This is a genomic window from Collinsella sp. BIOML-A6 (assembly GCF_009875845.1).
GTDB classification, from domain to species: domain Bacteria; phylum Actinomycetota; class Coriobacteriia; order Coriobacteriales; family Coriobacteriaceae; genus Collinsella; species Collinsella aerofaciens_H.
Window position 1 is genome coordinate 19028 of record NZ_WWSL01000012.1, and the last position, 20281, is coordinate 39308.

15 protein-coding genes and 1 tRNA gene are annotated in these 20281 nt (G+C 53.3%); 1 reads left to right on the forward strand and 15 read right to left on the reverse strand.

All coding sequences use genetic code 11. The features are described 5' to 3' along the window. Nucleotides 1-2: 2 nt before the first annotated feature. The 11 genes from GT495_RS05330 to GT495_RS05380 all read right to left on the reverse strand — a co-directional run bounded on the left by GT495_RS05330 (nt 3) and on the right by GT495_RS05380 (nt 13831). Nucleotides 3-770 (reverse strand): polyphosphate polymerase domain-containing protein, encoded by a 768-nt coding sequence (locus tag GT495_RS05330; protein ID WP_161162681.1) that lies wholly within the window; start codon nt 768-770, stop codon nt 3-5. Further along, a complete protein-coding gene (locus GT495_RS05335; RefSeq protein WP_161162036.1) occupies nt 757-2526 on the reverse strand; it encodes a CotH kinase family protein in 1770 nt (589 codons plus the stop codon). The genes GT495_RS05330 and GT495_RS05335 overlap by 14 nt, the downstream gene beginning before the upstream one ends. Next, nucleotides 2516-4060, reverse strand: a complete 1545-nt coding sequence (gene pelG / locus GT495_RS05340; RefSeq protein WP_161162037.1) for an exopolysaccharide Pel transporter PelG — start codon at nt 4058-4060, stop codon at nt 2516-2518. The genes GT495_RS05335 and pelG overlap by 11 nt, the downstream gene beginning before the upstream one ends. Before the next feature lie 3 nt (nt 4061-4063). Beyond that, on the reverse strand, nt 4064-5491 hold the full coding sequence (gene pelF / locus GT495_RS05345; protein WP_161162038.1) for a GT4 family glycosyltransferase PelF: 1428 nt from the start codon (nt 5489-5491) through the stop codon (nt 4064-4066). Beyond that, a complete protein-coding gene (locus GT495_RS05350) occupies nt 5488-7368 on the reverse strand; it encodes a DUF2194 domain-containing protein (protein ID WP_161162039.1) in 1881 nt (626 codons plus the stop codon). The genes pelF and GT495_RS05350 overlap by 4 nt, the downstream gene beginning before the upstream one ends. Further along, complete coding sequence (locus GT495_RS05355) at nt 7365-8270, reverse strand: tetratricopeptide repeat protein (RefSeq protein ID WP_161162040.1); 906 nt, start codon at nt 8268-8270, stop codon at nt 7365-7367. Before GT495_RS05355 ends, GT495_RS05350 begins: the two co-directional genes overlap by 4 nt. Then, on the reverse strand, nt 8267-10435 hold the full coding sequence (locus tag GT495_RS05360) for a DUF4118 domain-containing protein (RefSeq protein WP_161162682.1): 2169 nt from the start codon (nt 10433-10435) through the stop codon (nt 8267-8269). Before GT495_RS05360 ends, GT495_RS05355 begins: the two co-directional genes overlap by 4 nt. Before the next feature lie 177 nt (nt 10436-10612). Next, nucleotides 10613-11794: an AAA family ATPase gene (locus tag GT495_RS05365; RefSeq protein WP_161162042.1), complete on the reverse strand. Its 1182-nt coding sequence runs from the start codon at nt 11792-11794 to the stop codon at nt 10613-10615. 270 nt (nt 11795-12064) lie between these two features. After that, nucleotides 12065-12141 (reverse strand) — tRNA-Arg (locus tag GT495_RS05370). 64 nt (nt 12142-12205) lie between these two features. Beyond that, nucleotides 12206-12973 carry an ABC transporter ATP-binding protein gene (locus GT495_RS05375; protein WP_161162043.1) on the reverse strand — a complete coding sequence of 256 codons (768 nt, stop codon included), beginning with the start codon at nt 12971-12973 and terminating at the stop codon, nt 12206-12208. A gap of 12 nt (nt 12974-12985) precedes the next feature. Next, a complete protein-coding gene (locus tag GT495_RS05380) occupies nt 12986-13831 on the reverse strand; it encodes an ABC transporter permease (RefSeq protein ID WP_370457597.1) in 846 nt (281 codons plus the stop codon). Nucleotides 13832-13991: 160 nt separating this feature from the next. Here GT495_RS05380 and GT495_RS05385 point away from each other — a divergent pair, with 160 nt between their 5' ends. After that, complete coding sequence (locus tag GT495_RS05385) at nt 13992-14921, forward strand: glycosyltransferase family 2 protein (RefSeq protein WP_161162045.1); 930 nt, start codon at nt 13992-13994, stop codon at nt 14919-14921. A gap of 31 nt (nt 14922-14952) precedes the next feature. Here the strand turns inward: GT495_RS05385 and GT495_RS05390 are convergent, their stop codons facing one another. The 4 genes from GT495_RS05390 to GT495_RS05405 form a co-directional block, all read right to left on the reverse strand. Further along, nucleotides 14953-16794, reverse strand: coding sequence for a glycosyltransferase (locus GT495_RS05390; RefSeq protein WP_161162046.1), 1842 nt, complete (start codon nt 16792-16794; stop codon nt 14953-14955). 203 nt (nt 16795-16997) lie between these two features. Beyond that, nucleotides 16998-18881 carry a glycosyltransferase gene (locus GT495_RS05395; protein WP_161162047.1) on the reverse strand — a complete coding sequence of 628 codons (1884 nt, stop codon included), beginning with the start codon at nt 18879-18881 and terminating at the stop codon, nt 16998-17000. A 46-nt stretch (nt 18882-18927) separates the two neighbouring features. Next, a complete protein-coding gene (locus GT495_RS05400) occupies nt 18928-19866 on the reverse strand; it encodes a glycosyltransferase family 2 protein (protein WP_161162048.1) in 939 nt (312 codons plus the stop codon). Nucleotides 19867-19878: 12 nt separating this feature from the next. Then, the gene (locus GT495_RS05405) at nt 19879-20256 is read right to left on the reverse strand and encodes a GtrA family protein (RefSeq protein ID WP_161162049.1); all 378 of its coding nucleotides are present in this window, start codon (nt 20254-20256) and stop codon (nt 19879-19881) included. Nucleotides 20257-20281 lie beyond the last annotated feature (25 nt).

Below are 20281 nucleotides of genomic sequence, written 5' to 3' on the forward strand. Positions count from 1 at the left end.
GTCTAAATATCCCCTCGGTTCTCAAAGTCCGATTCCCAGTAGTTGAAGCCGCGCAGGTAGGCGGTCTTTTCGTAACACAGGCAGTACTTAGAGACTGCCGTGAGTTCGGCCGCGCCCGGCGGCACCATATCGCGCACCAGCTGCGGGCAAAACTCCGCAAACTTGACCTCCATCACCAACTTGCCGGGCTCCAGGACCGGCAGCGCGGGCAAGGTCGCGTCAAAGATGTCAAAACTTCCCACCGCGGCGCGCACGGTACCCTCGTCCATCACCCACGGCTCGCGCTCGTAGTCCACGATGGTCCGCGGGCGCATCATATTGCAGATGCACTCAATGTAGAACTCACGGCAGAGTTGGTGCGGACTCCTCAGCAAAAAGTCGTAGTCGCCAGCCAGAATCTGCTCAAACTCACCGCGCGTGAGCGGCGCGTCCTCCTTATAGATCCAGCTGCCGTACTTCTTTTTGCGCTCGAGCTTAATCACCTTATCGCTGCCGTTATAGATGCGCACGCGATACTTTTTGCGCATAAGGATGCCGGCGTCTTTTTCCTCGTAGGCCGAGTTGCAGTAGTCATCAAAATACAGGCTGCGAATGGTGTAGCCGCCCGCCTGCGCATGCTTGTCCAGCTTAAACACCGGCGCCATGCGACAGGCAAGCGCGGCGTGCTCGCCCTCGTTAATGAGAAATTTGAGCTCGTGGCGGTAACGCTCCTGCGTGGTACGCGCGGGAGGTGCCGCAAGGCGCTCAAGCAGCGCGCTAACCCTCCTCATACGTGTCCTCCACGACCTTACCGCCGTCTTGCACGTAAAAACACTTCATGCCGTAGTGCTTGCCGTCGTCGGTCACATAGTAGTCAAACGCATCTTGCGTATAGCCATCTGAGTTGGTGGCGCGCACGCGCACAAAATACTGGCCGGCATCGGGAGCATCGCAGGTCACCTCGGGAAGCAGCACGTCCTCGGCCTTAAAAAGCACGTCGCTTATGGCATAATCGCGCGCCAGCTCCACGGTATAGCGGATGTCACGCGCCTTAAAGTCGTAGGACGCATCCCAGTTAATGCGCAGCTTACCGTTATCGATCTGCGGCACGCCAATGTAGAACGGCATGGGCTTTTTATAGCTCTCGCGAAAGCTCTTGTAGTTCTCCTCAATCTCGGAGGGAATCGCCGCGGCAATCTGCTCGTATTCGTCCTTGGTCACGGGAAGATTCTCCAGGTCGGGCGCAGCAAAGACGAGCGACTCCGTGACCTCGCGATAATGTTTAATCATCTTGGCCAGGCGTGCCTCGGTCAAATACGTGCGCAAGTCCTTTACGGTGCGGTCGAGCTCACTGCGGAACGATTTGCTGCGCAGCGCACGATTGAATAGCACGTTGCCCCAATAGTTACTTACGCCGCGCTCCCAGCTCGCGTAGTCCGAAAACCCCTTAAGAGACAGCTCCAGCTTGCGCAGCATGCCATCGTTGTCCCAATCAAGGATGTACCAGGTATTTGAGTTGAGCGGGCTGTACAGATAGCAGTTACGGTTCTGCGTGTCGCAATTGCCCGTCAGGATCTGAAACGCCAGCCAATAGACCAGGTTCTCGGTATCAAAGTAGGTGTCGAGCACATCGTCAATCTTTTGCGAATCGTCGTTGAGCGCCTCGAGCATCTCGATGAGCTTGGTGTGGTCCGAGTCGCCTTTGATCTCGAGCATGCCCTCAAAATTAGCCTGGTTGTAGTCGGGGTCGTCGGCAAGTTTTATGGTGTCCTCGTAGCGGTGGAAATCGAAACTGTTCACCTTGTACAGATGCCCGTTCTTATCCAGGCCATGTGCCTTGAGCGCCGTTTTGTTGAGCTGCTCCACCTGCGTAAATAGGCCATAGTCCTCAAAGGTGTCGTTGGATTTCTCGGTCTGGTCGCACACCCATAGATGCACAAACTGCGTGCGCAGACCCATCATCTGGGGAATCCCACGGATAAGATCGTAGGCCATCTTATTGCGAAAACGCATGCCCTCGCCCATGTGCTTGTTGAGCGCAATCGAGCGTTGTTGGCGCCAGGTGCCCTTGCCCTTTTTGAGCTCCACCTTGTAATTCTTTTGCGTGTAGGAGCTCGACGTCTGGCCGCGCACCTGCACAGTGGCATTGGGCGCTTCCTCGCCATAGCCAACCTCGCCAGAAACTGGCCCCTCTTCGTCGCCCGCCTGCAGCAGGCCCATAACCTGATAACGCGTCACACCCATATCGGCGTAGTCATACACCGAGTACGTGTTGACCTCGGCCCAGCTATGGTCCGTGTTCTCGGAGCTGTTGCCGCGCGAGACCGTCAGGTACATGGTCACAATGCCCGAGTCGTCATAAACCTCGTACAAGCCATCCTTATCGCGCAGATGCTTGGTCTCGCCCGAGGCCTCGGCCTTTTTAATCTTGTCCTGCTTTTTGACCTTTTTGGTCGAGGATTCGTCCTGAAACGAGCAGCCCGAGAGCAACAGCGCGCCGGCAGCCGCCTCAAACAAGCGGCGGCGAGACATCATCCTATCGATCATCAGAACCTCCCCAATGGTTGCGATACACGCGGACCACCGTGTGCTCAAACGCGCCATGCGGCTCGCTCTCTTGACGAAGGTCCTCGTAGCGCTGTTCGGCACGATCGAGCAAGCGGCCCAGCTGTGTAAAGCGACCCGTTTTGTCGGTCGCCACCATGGGCTGTTGACTCAGGATACGATACGGCAAGTTGGCGGTATAGGTATCGAGCCGCAGCAGCGCCACGATAAAAAACACCGCAGCACCCAACAAAAAGCCAAAGCCGTAAAACTGCTGCGGCAAAAGCAGCGACACGGCAGTCGCCAGCCCGGCCACACCGGCAAACAGCCCGGAGGCAAGCACGGCGCCCTTGTAGTCGGTAAAGTACAGCAAGATGAGCATCACCGTATTGCCCACAGCATACAGGCCATAGCCCACGCACAGCGTGCGAAAATACCCGTGCATAAGGTTGTTAAAGCCCAGCGGCAGGGCCGAGAGCACCGTGGTCTCGAGCGAAATGACCGCCGCTGTCACAAACAGCTGCTTGAGCGCGCAAAAGCGCAGCTCGCTGTTGAGCGTGAAGAGCATCTCCTCCTCGGCCACCACAATGTCGCCCACCACGCCGCCGTCGTTAAACAGACTGTAGTAGTCGCGGTAGCGCGGATAAAAATTGACCTCGACCGACACCACAAAGTTGACGGTCGTGACCAGGATGGTCAAAAACGCGATGAGCGCCGACACATCGTGGTAGGGCGCGCCATAAAACAAGCCCTTGACCTGCACGCCAATGGGGCCGGCCCAAATAATCACCAGGTGTGCAAAGAGTCCCAGGTTGGTAAATAGGCCCGTGAGCGCCAGCGGCATAAACTGATCGAGCCACTGCAAAAAGAGCCAGGGGCTGCGGTCGCTCTGCGGAAAATACCGGTACAGCAGCACCACGTCCCAGGCGAGCATCACACCGTAGCCCAGGGCGATCGAGGCCAACAGACCCTCGACGGGCGGCAACCCCAGCGCCAGCGCTGCCAGGGCACACAGGCACGCCACACCAATGGCAGCCGCAAAGCTGCACAGGATGCCGCGGTAATCCTTGATGGCCGTGAGGTAGCTCATGCCGTTCCAGTTGACGACCATAATATTGAACAGCCACAGGCACAGCAGCCCCTGCAGCAGCGTGGCGCCCGAAAACAGCAAAAAGACGCCGTAGAGCACGGTACCCACAACGAGCATGATGGCGTTGAAGCCCCAAAATGAGGGCAAGACCTCTTCTTCGCGCTCGGCGAAGAGCATGTCAGCCAAAAAGCGCGTGACCGGCATAGAGAAAAAGTTTGTAAGCGTAAGCGAGGCCAGCAGCGTATACGTCACCATGCACACCAGCAAATCTTGATTGGCACGGCCCACGCCCCACAGGCCGCACAGCACCAAGATTCCCACTTGGAGCAGCACGCCCAGCAGCATGGGGCCCGTGCACACAATGCCGGCGTAGCCATAGGCGCGCATCGTGGCAAACAGACCCTTGCGCCTAAACAGGCGTTTAAGCTCAAATCCAATTCCGGCCATCGGCTACACCTCCATTTTGGGCAGACCAAACGCGCGGGCTGTCTCGTCGTAGAGCGCGCGGTAGTTGGCGAGCATTTGCTCGTGCAAAAAGTACGTGGCCACGCGACGCTGACCGCGCTCCCCCATCTCGATACGGCGGGCGCGGCTTGTGCACATGCGCTCCATGGCATCGGCCAAGCCCTTGCGATACATAGGCGGGGTCACGAAGCCAGCCACGCCAAAGTCATCGCCCGGGGCGCCCTCCAGCAGCTCGCGGCAGCAGCCCACCTCGGTCGTCACGCAGGGACGACGCGCGGCGAGCGACTCCAGCACGCTGAGCGGCTGACCCTCGGAGATACTCGTCAAAATGGTAAAGTCGAGCTTCTCCATGTACTCGACCACGTTGACACGACCGGTAAAGATCAGGTCGCGCACGCCCAAGGTGTCAACGAGTGCATGGCACTCGGCACCGTACTCCTCGTCGTCCACGCCACCCATAATATGCAGCCGCACGCGCGGCAAGCGCTCGTGCGTCTCAAAGAAGGCATAGATCATGGTCTTGACGTCCTTGATGGGCGCCAGGCGCACCACCGCGCCAATGTCCACCCAGCCATCATCGGGCTTTAAGGGTATGTCCTTAAAGCGATCGAGGCGGATACCGTTGGGGATAACCAGGCATTTATCCGCATCGCAGCCCATGCCGATCTGCGTCTTACGGGCGTTGTGAAACAAGCTCGTCACGCGGAAGGCGCGGCGGTAGATCTCCTCCGAAAGCAGGTAGAAAAAGCGAATCCAGCGGTCCTTAAACGACGGCACCACCCAGTCGGCACGAATGATCTCTTCCTCGCGCTCGCGCGTATAGATGCCATGCTCGGTCAGCAGCACCGGCGCATGGTGAACGCTTGAGCCCAGGCAGGCGAGCAGGCCACCGTAGCCGGTCGAGATGGCATGGTACACATCGGCCACCGGAACCTTGCTGCCCAGCAGGTAGAGCACCGGCAACAGCATGGAGCGCATGGTGTGGAACGCATCGGCAAACGGCGTGTAAGGGTACTCGGCCAGGCACACGTCGCGAAAGATATCCATAAATGCGCGGCTCTGCAAAAACGAGAGCGGATGCACGCGACGGCGCTGGAAGATATCGAACAGCACGTCCCAGTCCGGATTGGACAGCGACACCAGGCGGCGTAGCGCCTCGCACTCACGCTCGTCAAAGTCGACTTCTTCCTGCTCGCCCGAAAGCCGCAGGGCATCGTCCAGGAACACTTCGTGTACCTCGACCACGTTACCGGGCAGCTCGTAAACAAACTTGCCGCGGTCGACGGCATGCGCGCCGATCACCCACAGCACAAACTCGTGCTCGGGCATAGCCGTAATGTAGGCGTGCATCCAGGTAGACACGCCGCCGTGCACGTAGGGGTAGCAGCCCTCGAGTACCAAACAGATTCTCATTTGTCGCCGCCCTCCCTGCGCGCGATCGTCACCGTCTTGTCCGTAGCTTTGACCAGGTACAGATCGCCCGTCAGATGCGTAATCTCACCACCCGTGACTGCGCCCGGCTCACCATTGTTGGCGCGGAACATGAGCCACGCCTCGTCGTGGAAATTGCCCAAGCTAAGCGTCCAGGCATCCGCGCTGGTATTCACACTCACCGTCACAGACGAAAAGCGCTGAATAGCACCCGAGCATTCCGAGCCGGTCTGGCGACGTAGGTCGGGCGCCGACTTGGTAAGCCAGTCAAGGTAGTCGGTCAGGCCGCCCTTGTAGACCTCCCAGCCCTGCCTGGCGCCGCGATCGGGATCGAGTAGGTCGTCCGGGTGCATAAAGTGCGTACTCACGTAGTGCATGTTGAGCTCGGACATGGCGGCCAGGCGCATGTAGGGATTATCAACCATGCTGCCCGATACAATACGCGGCTGCTCCACAATGCCGTCGCTCGCCACGCTAAACTCCTGCACGTACGGCAGATCGGTGCCATCCTCAAAATACGTACTGGCGATGGTCTTAATGCGCGGAACGTCGGCGCCGATAAGCTTGCGCGCGCGGACCGAAAGGATATTCGACGGCGGCACGTAGACCGAGCCGTGCGCGTTGGGCAGGACATCGTCTTGGAAGGCAATGAGCTCGTTGAGCGATGCGACGAGCGTCTCCTTGTTCTTCCACGTCTTGTAGTCGTACAGCGTGCCATAGTCGGTATCCCAGAGCGCGAGCGGCTGATGGTTGTAACCATGAAAGCCCAGCTCCCCGCCCATCTGCAGGAGCATGCCGCCAAAGTAGCGGAACTGCGTGGTATCGGGCTGGCGCGCGGGCTCGGCCTGGTTGACCGCGTTCTCGTAGTTCTCGATCATCACGCCGGTATAGCGAATGTCGTACTTTTGCGCGAGCTTTTGCAGATCGGGCCACCAGACCTTGACATAAAAGTCGGCGATGGAAAGCCCGTAGTCACGCTTGATGTAGGTGCCATCGCCCGAGGGCACGGGACTGGGAAAGTCGTCCAAGTAGAAGACGGCGCTGTTGATGACCGGATAGGCTGTGGCATCGCCCAACAGGCTAATCGCCGCAGCGTAGAAACCACGCATGACCTTGTCGTAGATGCCGATGTTACACACCACGGTGCGACCGCTGCCGCATTCGTTCGACCAAATGAGCGGGACGCCCGCATTGCCGGTCGTTGCCCAGACGCGCGCCGTATCGCGCAGCGACACCGAAAGCGACGAATCAAAGGGGTCCGAGAACTCGTAGCGCTCTCCCCCACCCAGCATAAATTCCTCGCTCGGCACGATACTTTCTGCAGTCACGTATTCGTAGCCCGCCGATTCAATGCCAAGCTTGGGGGCAATCACCTGCAGGCAGCTCGAATTATCCGGCGGCATGGCGAGCATGAGCGAGCCGCCGGCGCTCACCCAGCTCATGATGTCGGTCAGGTGCGTACCGAGCGCATCGAGCGACGGCATCAGTAAAATCACGCGATCGAAAGATGTGAGGGAAGGAATCGCATCAACACCATCGGTGGCGATATCCACGTCGCGGTGGGCGATCTTCATGTCAAGCAGAATCTGGTCAAACTGCTCTTTGACGTCCTCGACACCCGCCTGGTCGGTATCGGAAATGACGAGGCACGTGGGCTTTTGGCCAAACATCGCCGAGGAGGCCGGCACCGCATCGTTGGCGGCGAGCATGCCCAGCTTGTGCTGTCCGGCGCCGTACTGCACGCCCGCGCGCTCCACCAGCAGCACGGCGGCCATGGCGATAAAGACCGCCCATACCACGAGCAGCCCCATCCAGCGAAAATGGCCCGCACGGTCGCGGACACGTTGCGCCACGCTCATCGGGCCTCCTCTCCTTCACGCCAAAATGCCAGCTTCTCACGGTTCTCGGCGCTCAAATACACATGTTGCTTATCAACGGCATCAATCACCCGCCGCACCATCTCGCCGTCGCGGCGCAATACGGCCAAGCGCAGGCACAACATCCAAACATCTTGCTCATCGGGGGCATCGGCCACCAACCGCTCGGCAACGTCTTCTGCCTCATCAACCTCACCGGTATCGGCCAGCGCCGTGGCATAGCGAACACGCAGGGCAAGCCCGTCCTCGCGCTCACAGCGACGTGCAAGCAACCGTGCATACTGCTGGCGCTGAATTTGAGCCACACGGCCCTCGGCCAAGTCGGACGCAAGATACGTACCCAAGTAGTCACAGTAGGCGTTAAGGTTTTGCGCACTCGGATCGGTCTTAAAGGCACGCTCCAGCTGCTGCAGCTTAAGGTCGGACTCCTTGGAAATCTGAGCCACCGCCGTCGCGGCATAGTGCGCGACCTCAACATCGTCGTTGAGTTTTGCCGCCTGCAACTGCGCCAGATACGCATCCGGATCCTCGGTAAGCATAGAGAGCATCAGGCGGCGGCGGTCACCCGGGTCGTTGACGATCAGTGCTTCCTCGAGCGGCACCACGCCATCATCGCCCTCGCGTCCCTGCACGAGCATACTGCGATGCATGTCGTCGTTAATGCGCAGCGCCTCCAGCGTGGCGTCCTTAAGGTCGTCACCGAACACCGCGCTGCGCGCGATAAGCAGCACCACTAACAGCGGGCCCCACAACGGTACGAGCACCATCACGGCCAGCATGTGCCCGCGCACCGGCAGCAGGCCCAGTTTCATAAGCGTCCACAGCACCAAACACACCAGCACATGAATTAATAGCAGTACGGTAGCAACGGCAAGCGAGATCAAGCGGCCTCCCCCTCACCGTTGTCAGCGGGCGCGATGCGCTGCAGCAGGGCCACAACATCCTCGCTGCCAACGGGTTCCACCGTAATGTGCTTGGCGGCCAAGCGCGCACAAATAACCGGCAGGTCAGCCTCGGTCGCCTGACGCATGAGCAGGTAAAGCGTGTCTCCATCGACCAAGCCCGCAGCGTCACTCTCACGAATCGCCGGCCCAATCGCGCCGACCAGCTCGCCAACAGGCTCCATGCCCGGCACCACGCGCAGGAGCAGATAGCTCCCCATCTTGCCGTCAGCCAGCGCCTGTTCGGCAGCAAGCTCTTTGCCAAAGGCCGCCTGTTTGAGCACGCACGTGCCGGCAACGCAGCACTTATCCTGTGCCACGGCCTCGTAATCGAAAGCGCGTCCCAACGCACTCTCCACCAAGCCGCACAGGATGCGGAACAGGTTTTGGTAGTACAGGGTCATTTGGCTTTCGGCCACGTGACGCACAAAGATCAACACGGCGGGGGCTCCATCGCGCTCGATCGTATAGCCAAACATCGGAAGCCCCGACGTAAGCGCGCGGTTCACCCACAAACCCGAGATCGCACCTTGGAGCACGGGCGCAAGGTCATCGAACGAGCGCGAGCGCGGCACATCGTTGGAAATCGCCGGGTTCGCCGCTACCAGGCGCGCAAATGCCCCGCCCGAAACATGGTAGATCGTCACCGAATCGCTCTCGAGAATCTCGCCCAGCAGCTCGCAGCACTTGCGGTATATATCGCGCGGGTTGAGTACGTCGAGCTCCTGTGTCACGGCAAAGATCTTGCCAAAGCTGTCGTGGCGCCCCACAATCTGTCGCTTATAGGCACGCTTGTCCTCAATCGCGTCGTGATAGAGCCGCGTTAGGAACGTGTTGCGGTTTCGCACAAGCTCGTTCTCGTCACGCTCCGCCTTAATGGCCTCGCTGTTGCGCAGCTGCACATAGCCGCACACGGCGCCCACCACAAAGTACGCAATAAACGGCAGCCAGTTGGAAGGCTCGTAGAACAGACCCTCGAAGGTGTAACCGTACTGGGTAAAGTAGCTTGCGGCCAAACCCACCGATGCCAGCAGTGCGGCGACCAGGCCAAAGTCGAGCCCGTAGAGTGTGCCAATGAGGACCACATAGAGCAGACGATAGTCGAGCACGTTGAGCTGGGTAGATTGGGAGAACAGATGCTCCAGCACCTCGAACAGCACCCATGCGAAGCCCGTCTCCAGGCATTTAATGGGCAGCGTGCGCAGCTGGATGCGATCGATCGCCGCACGCAAGGGGTTGACCTTTTTGGTGCGGTTGTTAGCCCAGCGGGCATGGATGGTCGAAAGGTCGCGCAGCAGGTCGTAACGTTGAAACCAGCCATAGCGTTTGCGAGCGATATCGCCTGCGGGCAACGCATAGCCGACCGACTCTCCATAGGCAACGGACAGCCCGGGGAACAGACCCTGGAGCGCACCGCCCAAATCACCCGCTGTGTGATGGAAAGCATCTGCAACATCGAGCGTCCCAAAGGTCGCATCCCAACTATCAAAAACGCGATATACCAGCACCGCAAGCTCCTCGGCACACAGCAGGGGAAACGGCGCGTCCGCGGCACCTTGGAACGCGACCGAACCGGTCGAGCACGCCTCGAACAGCGGCACCAAGAAGGGGTCGTTGAGCGCCGCGGATGCTGTATAGAGATAGGGGGTGCACAGGATCTTGGCCTGGATGTCATCTTGCGCGGCGTAGTAGCGACAGAGGTCGTTGGCCGCGCGGGCAATAATGCCCTTACCCGTTTGGGCGGCAGCATCTGTGGCATCAAGCGAATCGGCATTGCTCACCGCGCCGTCAGCAACCTCCGCGCCCGCAGGCCCCGCCACAAACAGCAGCTGCACACGGCGGCCCATGCAGGCACGAAACACCGAGCGCAGCAGCTCAATGTCGCCAAAGGTCTCGGTGTGCGGAGTAAGATAAGTGGAGAGGTAGACCACGCGGTCGAACTCGTAGGCCTGATCCAGGTGGCGCAGCAACTCTTTCCACGAGGTGTGGGGCGATGACTCGCGCTGCGCATCATCGGCAGCTACAACCTGAACATGGTCACCGGGAAACGCCTTGGCACAAAAGTCGTCGTCAACATACGCGGTATTGCCAACAACCAGCACCTCCACGGCGTGCCCCCCTCCCCTAAAATCCACTTTTGCCATAGCCAAACATTCGTATTTTACGCTGTCAATGTAGCTTCCAGGCAACTTATAAAACTGTTTTAGAACATCTTCAGAGGGTGGGGCGAGAGGAATAAGCGCGACGAATTGATAGCGAGTAATGGCGACATCTTATAAGACCGACTAAGAAATTCGTTCCATCCGACGCAAGTAACGATCAAACTGAGGCACAGTAAAATCGACCTCTCCCCTTGCAGCAGAGTAAATCATGCCCTTGCTAATTAATTGAGCTCGCAGAGGTCCAATAGATGAAACGTCTCTCTCCATATAATGAGCTACATTAGCGAGCGTACAAGGAAGCTCGCCGCATCGCACCATGGCAACCAGAAACTCCTTTTGCCTTGGGGTGCATCGATCGTATCGAACGCTGAAGAAACCTTCGTCAAGACGTGCATCCGTTATAGAGGTGCAGTTGAGCACGGTTTCCAGAGAAACGAACTTACAATCAGATGAAGTCCAAATGGTCGAGCAAAGCTCCTGGATGAAATATGGATACCCCTCTGTGTAGTCGATGATGGAATCAATCGCTTCATCGGAATAGCTCACATCGAGCTTTAACGCTGGCCTGACAATAGCCTCAACCGCCTTGTCACGGGGAAGTGAATCGACTTTGACAAAGTTAAATTGTCTCTCGGAATAGGTTTTGGCTTCGCCCAACATCTTTAGAAGCTTGGGTAAGCCGGCGCAGCCAAACATAACGGGAAGGCCAAGCTGAGTCGCACGATGGAGTGCGCATGCCAAGGCCTCAAGCTCTTCTTTACTTGCATACTGCAGCTCATCAATTCCAATAAAGATCGAAGCTCCTGCAGCTTGAGCATATTTTCCCAAAACGACAAGCACATCGGTAAAATCGCCAGATAGATTATGAGACGAGGCGAGAGCCTCCCCCAGAGCCTCTTCATTAAAGCCCAAAGACAATGAGCCATCGCCCACATCAACAGATAACGTTAACGATGTAAACAAGTTCTTAATCTGCTCCAAGTTACTCTTAACGAGTTCAATTCTATTGAGCGAAGCCGATAGCGTACAGCAAGCCGAAGCCAAAGGAGCAATCAGACCCTTCTTCTCTTCGACCTCAATATGGCGGACAAGAATACCTTCGTCCTCGGCTATTGATTCAATCGAGTTAAGCAGCACCGTCTTGCCAACACCCCTAAGGCCGTACAAAACGAACGAACGGCTCTGGTAGTTTGCAGCAAGCGCCTTGAGCTGAAGAGAAACTGATTCAAGAATATCGTCGCGCCCAGCAAGATATTTGGGCATCGCGCCGGCACCGGGCGTATACGGATTGCGAAAATCAATCATTGCAAGCTCCTAGGGAAAAACGACCGCCCGCCGTTACCAGAAAGCACGTCGTAACACCAGATAGAATATCGGTAAACCGATAATGCATCACATATCATACCAAGACACCGATAAAGCAATATTGACAACAAGATAGGCATGACAGGGAGAGACAAGCAAAATAGGCTGCAAGTCATCCCCATGTCTCGCAACCGTGTTAAAGCAATAGCATGCCCATATGCCAAAAAAAGGAAAGACCCGACATAATAACCGGGTCTTCAAAAACTCTATTGGTGCTCCATGGCGGATTCGAACCGTCGACCTTGGGATTAGAAGTCCCCTGCTCTATCCAACTGAGCTAATGGAGCAAATAACCGCACGCCCAAGCAAGCGCAAGCCTGTCAGGCGCAAGTAATTATAACCTAGTTGAACCTACTTGAACTGGTCGTGGTACGCCTTGCAGACCTCATCCACGGGACCATCCATGCGTAGATCACCTTTCTCGATCCATACGGCACGCTGGCAAATACGCTCAACCTGCTCCATGGAGTGAGAAACGAATAAGACCGTGACGTCGCCACTCTCGATAAAGTGCTGAATGCGGCGCTCGCACTTCTGCTGGAAAAAGACATCGCCAACAGAAAGCGTCTCATCAACGATTAGGATATCGGGCTCGGTAATCGTGGCGATAGCAAAGGCAATACGCGCAACCATGCCCGAAGAGAAATTCTTCAGCGGCATGTCAACGAAGTCTTTGAGCTCAGCGAACTCGATGATTTCGTCAAAGCTCGCATCGATAAACTCCTTGGTATAGCCAAGCAGCGCACCGTTCAGATAGATGTTCTCACGCGCGGTAAGCTCGGGGTCAAAGCCGGCACCTAGCTCAATCAATGGCGCGATATTACCGTGAACCCTAACCTCGCCCTCACTCGGTTCCAAAACGCCAGCGATGATCTTGAGCATCGTAGACTTGCCGGAACCGTTAGTACCAACAAGACCAACGACCTCGCCGCGATGCACATCGAACGAAATGTGCTTAAGCGCACGGAATTCCTCAAAGAACAGCTCGTGCTTTGCGAGCTTAATAAAGTACTCTTTAAGGTTTGTAAGCGACTCAGACGCCATGTTAAAGATCATGGTGACGTCTTTGACCTCAACAGCAAGGGGCTGCTTGCTGTAATCAATAGCAGATTCAGTCATAAACAGCACTCCTTAGATGTAGAGAATAAACTTATGCTCGGTCTTATGGAACACGGTATAGCCAATAGCAAGGGCAAGAATAGCCCAAGCAACACACAGGCCAAAGGTAAGCGCGGAGGGCACCGTATTGAACAGGAAAATATCACGCATAAACTGCAGGTAGTTGTACATGGGATTCACCACAACAAGCACCTGAATCCAACGAGCCATTTGACCAATAAAATCAGTCGTCCAGAAAATAGGCGTCAGATACATCCAGGCCGTGATAACAACGGTCCACAGGTGCATAACGTCGCGGAAAAAGACCGCCAATGCCGACAGCATCATGCCTAAGCCCATGCAAAAGCACATAAGCAGCAGCAAGCAAACCGGCAGCAGAATTAAATGCCAGGTGGGCATAACATGGAACCAAAGCATGACCAAAGCGACGGCAACCAAAGAGAAAGCAAAGTTAACAAGCGAAAACAATACCTTCTGCACTGGGAATACCCAGCGATGCACTTTAACCTTTTTCAACAAAGAGGAGGCCCATATGATGGACATCAGCGCCTGATTCGTTGACTCGGACATGACGGAGAACGTCACGTTACCGACAATCAAGTACAACGGATACATCTCGGGCGTGATGGAGCCATTGCGACCTTGAGCAAAAATCGTCGAAAACACGATCGACATAACAATCATCATCAGCAGCGGGTTAAGCACGGACCACGCCACACCCAGAACACTGCGACGATATTTGATTTTAAAATCTTTGGTGACAAGCTGCTTAAGAATGAACCTGTCCTTTTCAAAATCATTTTTAGCGTGAGAGGCCGGTTTAGCCACCGCTTTCTGACTCTCTACGTTGTCAGCCACGGACCATCTCCTTGTCTCGTAAAACATAACAGTGGAAAGTATAGCCCTCCCACGTTGACGATAACCCACCGCAACAAATCTGGAGAACTAACCCATATCTAAGTAACAAGGTGAACGATAGGTATACTTTTGACCAGTTAAGTCGTAAGGAAGGCCCCACATGGACTGTTCGAATATCGCCGTCATTATCCCCTGCTACAACGAAGCGCTGACGATTGGCATAGTTGTCGACGATTTTCATCGAGAGCTACCCGGTGCAGTTGTCTATGTTTACGACAACAACTCGTCCGACGGCACTTCACAAATCGCCAAGCAGCACGGGGCTACGGTGCGCCACGAGTCCAGGCAGGGCAAAGGCAACGTGTGTCGCCAAATGTTCCGAGATATCGATGCCGAGTGTTACTTGATGGTTGACGGCGACGATACGTACCCCGCCGAAGCCGCTAAGTTACTCTGCGAGCCCATCCTTACCGGCGAAGCAGATATGACTGTTGGAGATCGTCTTTCAAACGGCACCTATGCCGAAGAGAATAAACGAGCCTTTCACGGGTTTGGCAACAACCTTGTTCGCGCCATGATCAAGTGGATTTACGGCTACAGCTTTGACGACGTGATGACCGGCTACCGAGCCATGAGCAAGCCTTTCGTCAAAACCTTCCCCGTCTTGAGCGAGGGCTTCCAGATTGAAACCGAGCTCTCTATACACGCCGTCGACCACCGCTGGCGCATTCAAGACGTGCCGGTGGAGTATCGAGATCGACCTGCCGGCTCCGAATCCAAACTCAACACGGTCAGCGACGGCATCAAGGTCATCGCAATGATTGGAACGCTCTTTAAAGACTATCGTCCGCTCAAGTTCTTTACCCTTATAGCGCTCATCTTTGCCATCATAGGCCTTGCCCTCGGAATTCCAATTGTTGCTGAGTACTTCCAAACCGGCTTAGTCCCCCGCTTCCCCACCGCCATACTTGTGGCCTCATTCATGTTCCTGTGTGGGCTGAGCTTGGCAACGGGACTTATCCTCGACTCGGTTGCGAAGGTTGAACGAAAGCAGTGGGAGCTACAAGCCTATAAAACCTATTCAAAATAAGAAGAGGTCCGGACTTAATCCGGACCTCTTCTTATTTAAGACCTAAATACTTTTCCCAGAACTCTCGTGAAGTCATGTACGGCATGGCATCTTTCCATGCCCCCCTGACGCTCTTACCTTCTTTACGGTATCGCGCCATCAGTTCGTGCTCTCGGCGGCGAATGCTCTTGAACCGCGCTCGATCCATCGTGCGAACCGACCCCTTCTCACGGGTCGGATCAAGAAAGACCAGCGTCTTGCAACGCGTCGAGTTGCCCTCAAGCGTACAGCTGCCGTTCTTGACCACATAGCCGGGCTTTCCGCGCAACAGCGCATCGGGAAGATAGTGTTTGTCGTAAGGAATGGATCTCCAGTACTTCATAAACTTTGAAGGATGGAATTCCAGATTAACATTAGCGAGAACTTGCTCCGTAACCCCGGCCTTGCGAAGAAGCTTAGGATCCATTTGGGAAACAGGAATCAGTTTTTCGTTTAGCTTACCCTTACCGATCATCGTCGCGGCGCCATCAAGCTTCTGAAGATACTCAGGGCCACGCAGATAATCTTCAAAGCCATCGAGAATAAACTCGGCAGCCTGATAGTCCATATCGCGCAAGTTCTGACGTACCCCTCGCTGAATACGAAGGACAAACATTTTCTCATCAGCACAATCATCGAGAGCAATCATGGCAAAGAAGTTGCGGAAGTACTGGTAGCAATCAACCGAAGCGCGGAAGCGGCCCTCAAAGCTTGCATGCCACACGCAAATGCAATTCATGGTCATGTAGACAGGCTTATTGCGCATGCCAAACTCAACGTCGTCGCAGCGGATGAAGAAGGGCATGGGAAGGCCATTCCTTTCGATAGCCTTCACCGGAATGCAGCTATACCACCAGGCTCCATAAGCCTGGTCAACCTCAACACACGTGCGCTCGTTTTTGAGAATATCGGACAACCCACCAACATTCAGATCTTCTTTTACACGACGATATGCGCCGGTGGTCGCCACATACGAGACATCCTCGAACTGGCGAGTAGGATCCTCCATTGAGAGCATGGCGCCGTTAATAAAGGCATCCTTATATTTTCCCTTCGCAAGAGAGAGGAGATTGTACGTACGGATCAAACTCTCGGGCATGATGGAGACATCGTCATCCATCAAAATGATATGCGTGAACTGACCAGGAGTTTCGGTAGCCGCCATCATTCCACGTGCAAATCCTCCCGAACCGCCCGTGTTGGGGTTCGGGAGCACGGTGACCAGATCATCGGAAAGCGATGCGGAATCGAGCGTTTGCCCATTGTCGACGACAAACATGTGGAAGTGGTCGTGGATTGGACCGTCCTCGTTAGAAATGCCGGATTTAACGAGCTCGATATTAGGGAGAATGTACTGTTCATTCTTAAACGTGGTGGTAGAAAGAGCAAGATTGATCGGGTTAATTGAGTCCTCAGGAACATCAGTCAGATAAGAGGCGTTCAAAAGGTCTACGGAATTGCCCTCATCACTCTCAATCCTAAAACCGATTAAGTCGTAGCCGACTGTATCAATATCAATATCGAGAACGCAAGGATCAACTCGATCGCCAACAAAAGGATTCGATTTAAGCTCAACAGGATTCAGCTCGCCAGATCTCACCCCATGAACGACAACCCGGCCTCTGCCAAATAAAGCCAAATGCAAGACGACGCTGTCAACAGACGCATATTGGTGCCATTTGCCAGCAGATAAGCCATTCACATACGTCAGAAAGTCAACGTGTCCATTGACATGAAGTGAATGAATGTCGTCATCATATAAGGCATCACCGGAGAGCACGCGATAGTAGAGTTCGGGAAAATCTTTTGCATGCTTTTCAACTTTAAGTACAACATTCGCAAGTTTAAACTGCATTTTAGATACCTTAATCAAAGCCGTTATAGCTGCTCATTACATTCGTCGACAAGCTTGTTCATCGCGGAGCGAACATCAGGATCAGATAAAATATCCCAAACCATGGCTTAACCATCCCAACGACAGACAGTGTACGAAAGCTATTTTCTCATATGATACAAAAGAATGAGTGGGCCCCGCTTTGAAACCCACTCACATGAAGACTACTCCGACGCCTCTTTCAAATACTGTTTCCAGAAATCAATCGAAGTAAAAGCATCTTTATACGAAGCGTATTCGGCATATATTTTATCTTTGTTACGCTTGAATTCCTTCTCGGCTTTACGAAAACGAGTCCAAACCTCTTTGAATCGCTTCTTATCCATATGTCTAATGGCGCCCTTTTTATTAGGCATATCTACCACAATAAGCGTGTCAACATCCCTGATTTTACCGGCGGGATAAACCCATCCCGCAGCATCAATAACAGCAACTCTACCGTTACGTTTGGCGGAGTCGTTAACAAAACGGTGGCCATTAATGGTCAGATAATCCTTAAGTGCCTGCAGCCTAGACCTGTCCCCCCCAAGACCCAAATTGCCAAAAGTCAGTTGCGTCAAGTCGACACCCAATTCTAGTGCCTGAGGGATGAGCTGCTCGATGGGAATCAATTGTTCCCTTTCACGATTTGCCGCCATAAAGCGAGATTCAGCAACAGGATGAGAAATCCACTCCGGACCTCTCAAAAAATCTTCAAGACCTTTTACGGCAAGAACAGCTTCATCGTAATTAAATTTCTTCAAGTCAAGCTCAACTTCACGACGAATCTCATAAAGAAAATCAGAGAGAGGCGCGGCACCAGTTGTCGCCTGACTGATTAGCGTATTTCGGCTTACCTGATAACGCTCCACGGCAGCACTATACTTAAAATTAAAGGAATTATGCCAAACGCAAATACCATTCATGGACATGAACTTGGGTTTACAACGAAGAGCATACTCAGCATCATCCGAACGAACAAATAAGGGCAAGGGCAACCCCTCACGTTCAATCGTTGCGGTAGGTATAACGCAATACCACCAGCCTGCATATTGCTGAGCAGTGTCCTCATAAAGCCCGGTTGGTGCCCTATAAATCTCGGTTTCGACAACATCATGTAGCGAGGTCATAAAACCTCCGGGCTTAAGTGGAGAGAAGGTTCCTTTAGCAGTAAAAAACCCCAAGTCTTCCGTACGCAGATTTGGCTCTTCAAGACTCATCATAGCACCTGACAAGAAAGCATTGGAATACTCTTCCTTGAGAAGCGAAAGCAGGTTGAAGGTGCGGATAAAGCTCTCGGGAAGAACCTCAACGTCATCGTCCATCAGGAGAACATGAGTCGCTTTAGGATTCTGTTCAAGTGACTCAATCATTCCCCGAGCAAAACCACCGGAGCCGCCTACATTTGGATTAGGGTGAATGGTAATTAGTCCAGTACTCAGAGAATCAACATCGAGAGTTCTTCCGTTATCAATTACATGAACACGAAAATGATCTGCGATGTGTTCATGCGAACCAAGAACATTTTCCTTAATCAAATCTAGATTTTTAAGGATATATGCTTCTTTTTTAAAAGTCGTTGTAGCAAGGGCGAGCTCAACAGTGCTCAAATCATCCTCTTCCACCTCGGTGTAGAAGTAGCAATTTCTAAGCCGAAGTTCCCCATCGGTCTTTATGCAAAATGAAGCCAAAACAGCTTTGCTGTCCGGAACAAGCTCAACGTCAAGCGATTGCCAGTTATCAGAAGATGGATAGTTAGATACACGATCCATCTGCTTAATAGAACTCCAGTCCAAAGCAGAAGCATAAGTTGGGAGAAGTCTAAAAGGAGCGCCCATAAACTCAAGATGAACAAAAAATCGCTCAGCTTTGGTATACATACGCCATTTAGAAACAGGCAAAGAGTTGAAATAGGTGGTGAAGTCAAAACAGTCTGGACCTTGCAGAATGTGACTCTCGATATCAGTAAATACCTTGCCAGAGCTCTCACGCCTATACAAAAGAGTTGGATAGTTGGAAAAAGCGGCTGAGCCTTCGAACAGAATATTTCCAAGCTTATAATTAATCAAAGCATCTCCATTACAAACAAATCACTGATAGCGAATATCGAGCCGATTAATCGACAGACACATAACGTCTTGCCTCGATATATATTGGACGGTGCTTATCTTGAATGTACATACGCCCAATATACTCGCCGGCAATACCCAGGAAGAGCAGCTGAATGCCACCAAGAAGCAGAATTACACCGATAAGTGTTGCATATCCGGGAACAGAGATGCCGAAACACATCTTTTGGACAAGCACCACAATAAGGTATATAAGGGCCAGTAAAGAGGCTGTAAATCCCACATAGCTTGCCAAGCGCAAAGGTGACGTTGAAAAAGAAATAATTCCATCGACGGCATATTTAACCAACTTGACAAAAGACCATTTTGATGAACCATGCAGACGTTCAGACGGCTCGTAAGGATACAACTGTTCTTGAAACCCGACCCAAGAAAAAATACCCTTCGAAAAACGGTAATACTCACCAACGTTCAGTATCGAATCTGCAACAACACGTCTGAAAACACGAAAATCACTGGCATCTGAAGGAACCGTCGTATCCATCAGTTTATCCATCAATTTATAAAAAAGGCTCTTAAACATAACAATGATAGGATTCTCGTGTCTGGCACTTTGATATGCTGTAACAATATCGCATTCGTCATCTGCGTCTAAAAGTTTAAGCATATTCAACGCATCAGCGGGCTGTTGCTGGAGATCAGCGTCAATAATGCCGACAAAATCACCTGTCGCATTATTTAAACCGGCCCAAATTGCTGCCTCTTTTCCAAAGTTACGAGAAAACGATATTGCTAGCACGTGCGGTTTTTCGCGAGCCAGCTTCTTCAGTTCATCTCGAGTTCCATCCGTGCTGCCATCATCAATAAATAGAAGCTCATAATCGAATTCAGAAGCATCAAAGACTCGTGAAAACTCCTCATAAAAAGGCAGAATATTTGCAGCCTCATTAAATGCGGGAACAATAAAACTAGCTTTTAATCTCATAGACCAACCACGCTACTTAAATACAACATTCCGATAGAGAATAAAGTTCCAACACACTATACAGCACATTGAAAGCACCTTTGCAATTACTGGCATCATGTTTAAAGTCGCCATACCCGAAATAAACACCGATGAAAAAGTGGTATTAAATGCAAACAGCAGAAGATATAAAACAACGGACCTAGTCGACCATTCCCTACTTTCAAATGCCCAAATTTTGTTTAAAACAAAATTGAAAAAAGTAGAAATGGAAACAGCTGCGACATTAGCAACCGCGAGCGAAAGAAAGCCAGATAAGAGATAAAAAACTACCAGCTCCAAAAGAGCCGTAGATCCACCAACCAGTAGATACTTAATCGCAGAAACTACATCTTTATGAGAAAACTTCATTTGTTATCTTTCGCTTCCAATTTCA

Coding starts and splice junctions, on each gene's coding strand:
- GT495_RS05350 (WP_161162039.1), bottom strand. CDS start 7,368: ATGAGCGTGGCGCAACGTGTCCGCGACCGTGCGGGCCATTTTCGCTGG.
- GT495_RS05335 (WP_161162036.1), bottom strand. CDS start 2,526: ATGATCGATAGGATGATGTCTCGCCGCCGCTTGTTTGAGGCGGCTGCC.
- pelG (WP_161162037.1), bottom strand. CDS start 4,060: ATGGCCGGAATTGGATTTGAGCTTAAACGCCTGTTTAGGCGCAAGGGT.
- GT495_RS05330 (WP_161162681.1), bottom strand. CDS start 770: ATGAGGAGGGTTAGCGCGCTGCTTGAGCGCCTTGCGGCACCTCCCGCG.
- GT495_RS05405 (WP_161162049.1), bottom strand. CDS start 20,256: ATGAAGTTTTCTCATAAAGATGTAGTTTCTGCGATTAAGTATCTACTG.
- GT495_RS05390 (WP_161162046.1), bottom strand. CDS start 16,794: ATGCAGTTTAAACTTGCGAATGTTGTACTTAAAGTTGAAAAGCATGCA.
- GT495_RS05385 (WP_161162045.1), top strand. CDS start 13,992: ATGGACTGTTCGAATATCGCCGTCATTATCCCCTGCTACAACGAAGCG.
- GT495_RS05365 (WP_161162042.1), bottom strand. CDS start 11,794: ATGATTGATTTTCGCAATCCGTATACGCCCGGTGCCGGCGCGATGCCC.
- pelF (WP_161162038.1), bottom strand. CDS start 5,491: ATGAGAATCTGTTTGGTACTCGAGGGCTGCTACCCCTACGTGCACGGC.
- GT495_RS05375 (WP_161162043.1), bottom strand. CDS start 12,973: ATGACTGAATCTGCTATTGATTACAGCAAGCAGCCCCTTGCTGTTGAG.
- GT495_RS05400 (WP_161162048.1), bottom strand. CDS start 19,866: ATGAGATTAAAAGCTAGTTTTATTGTTCCCGCATTTAATGAGGCTGCA.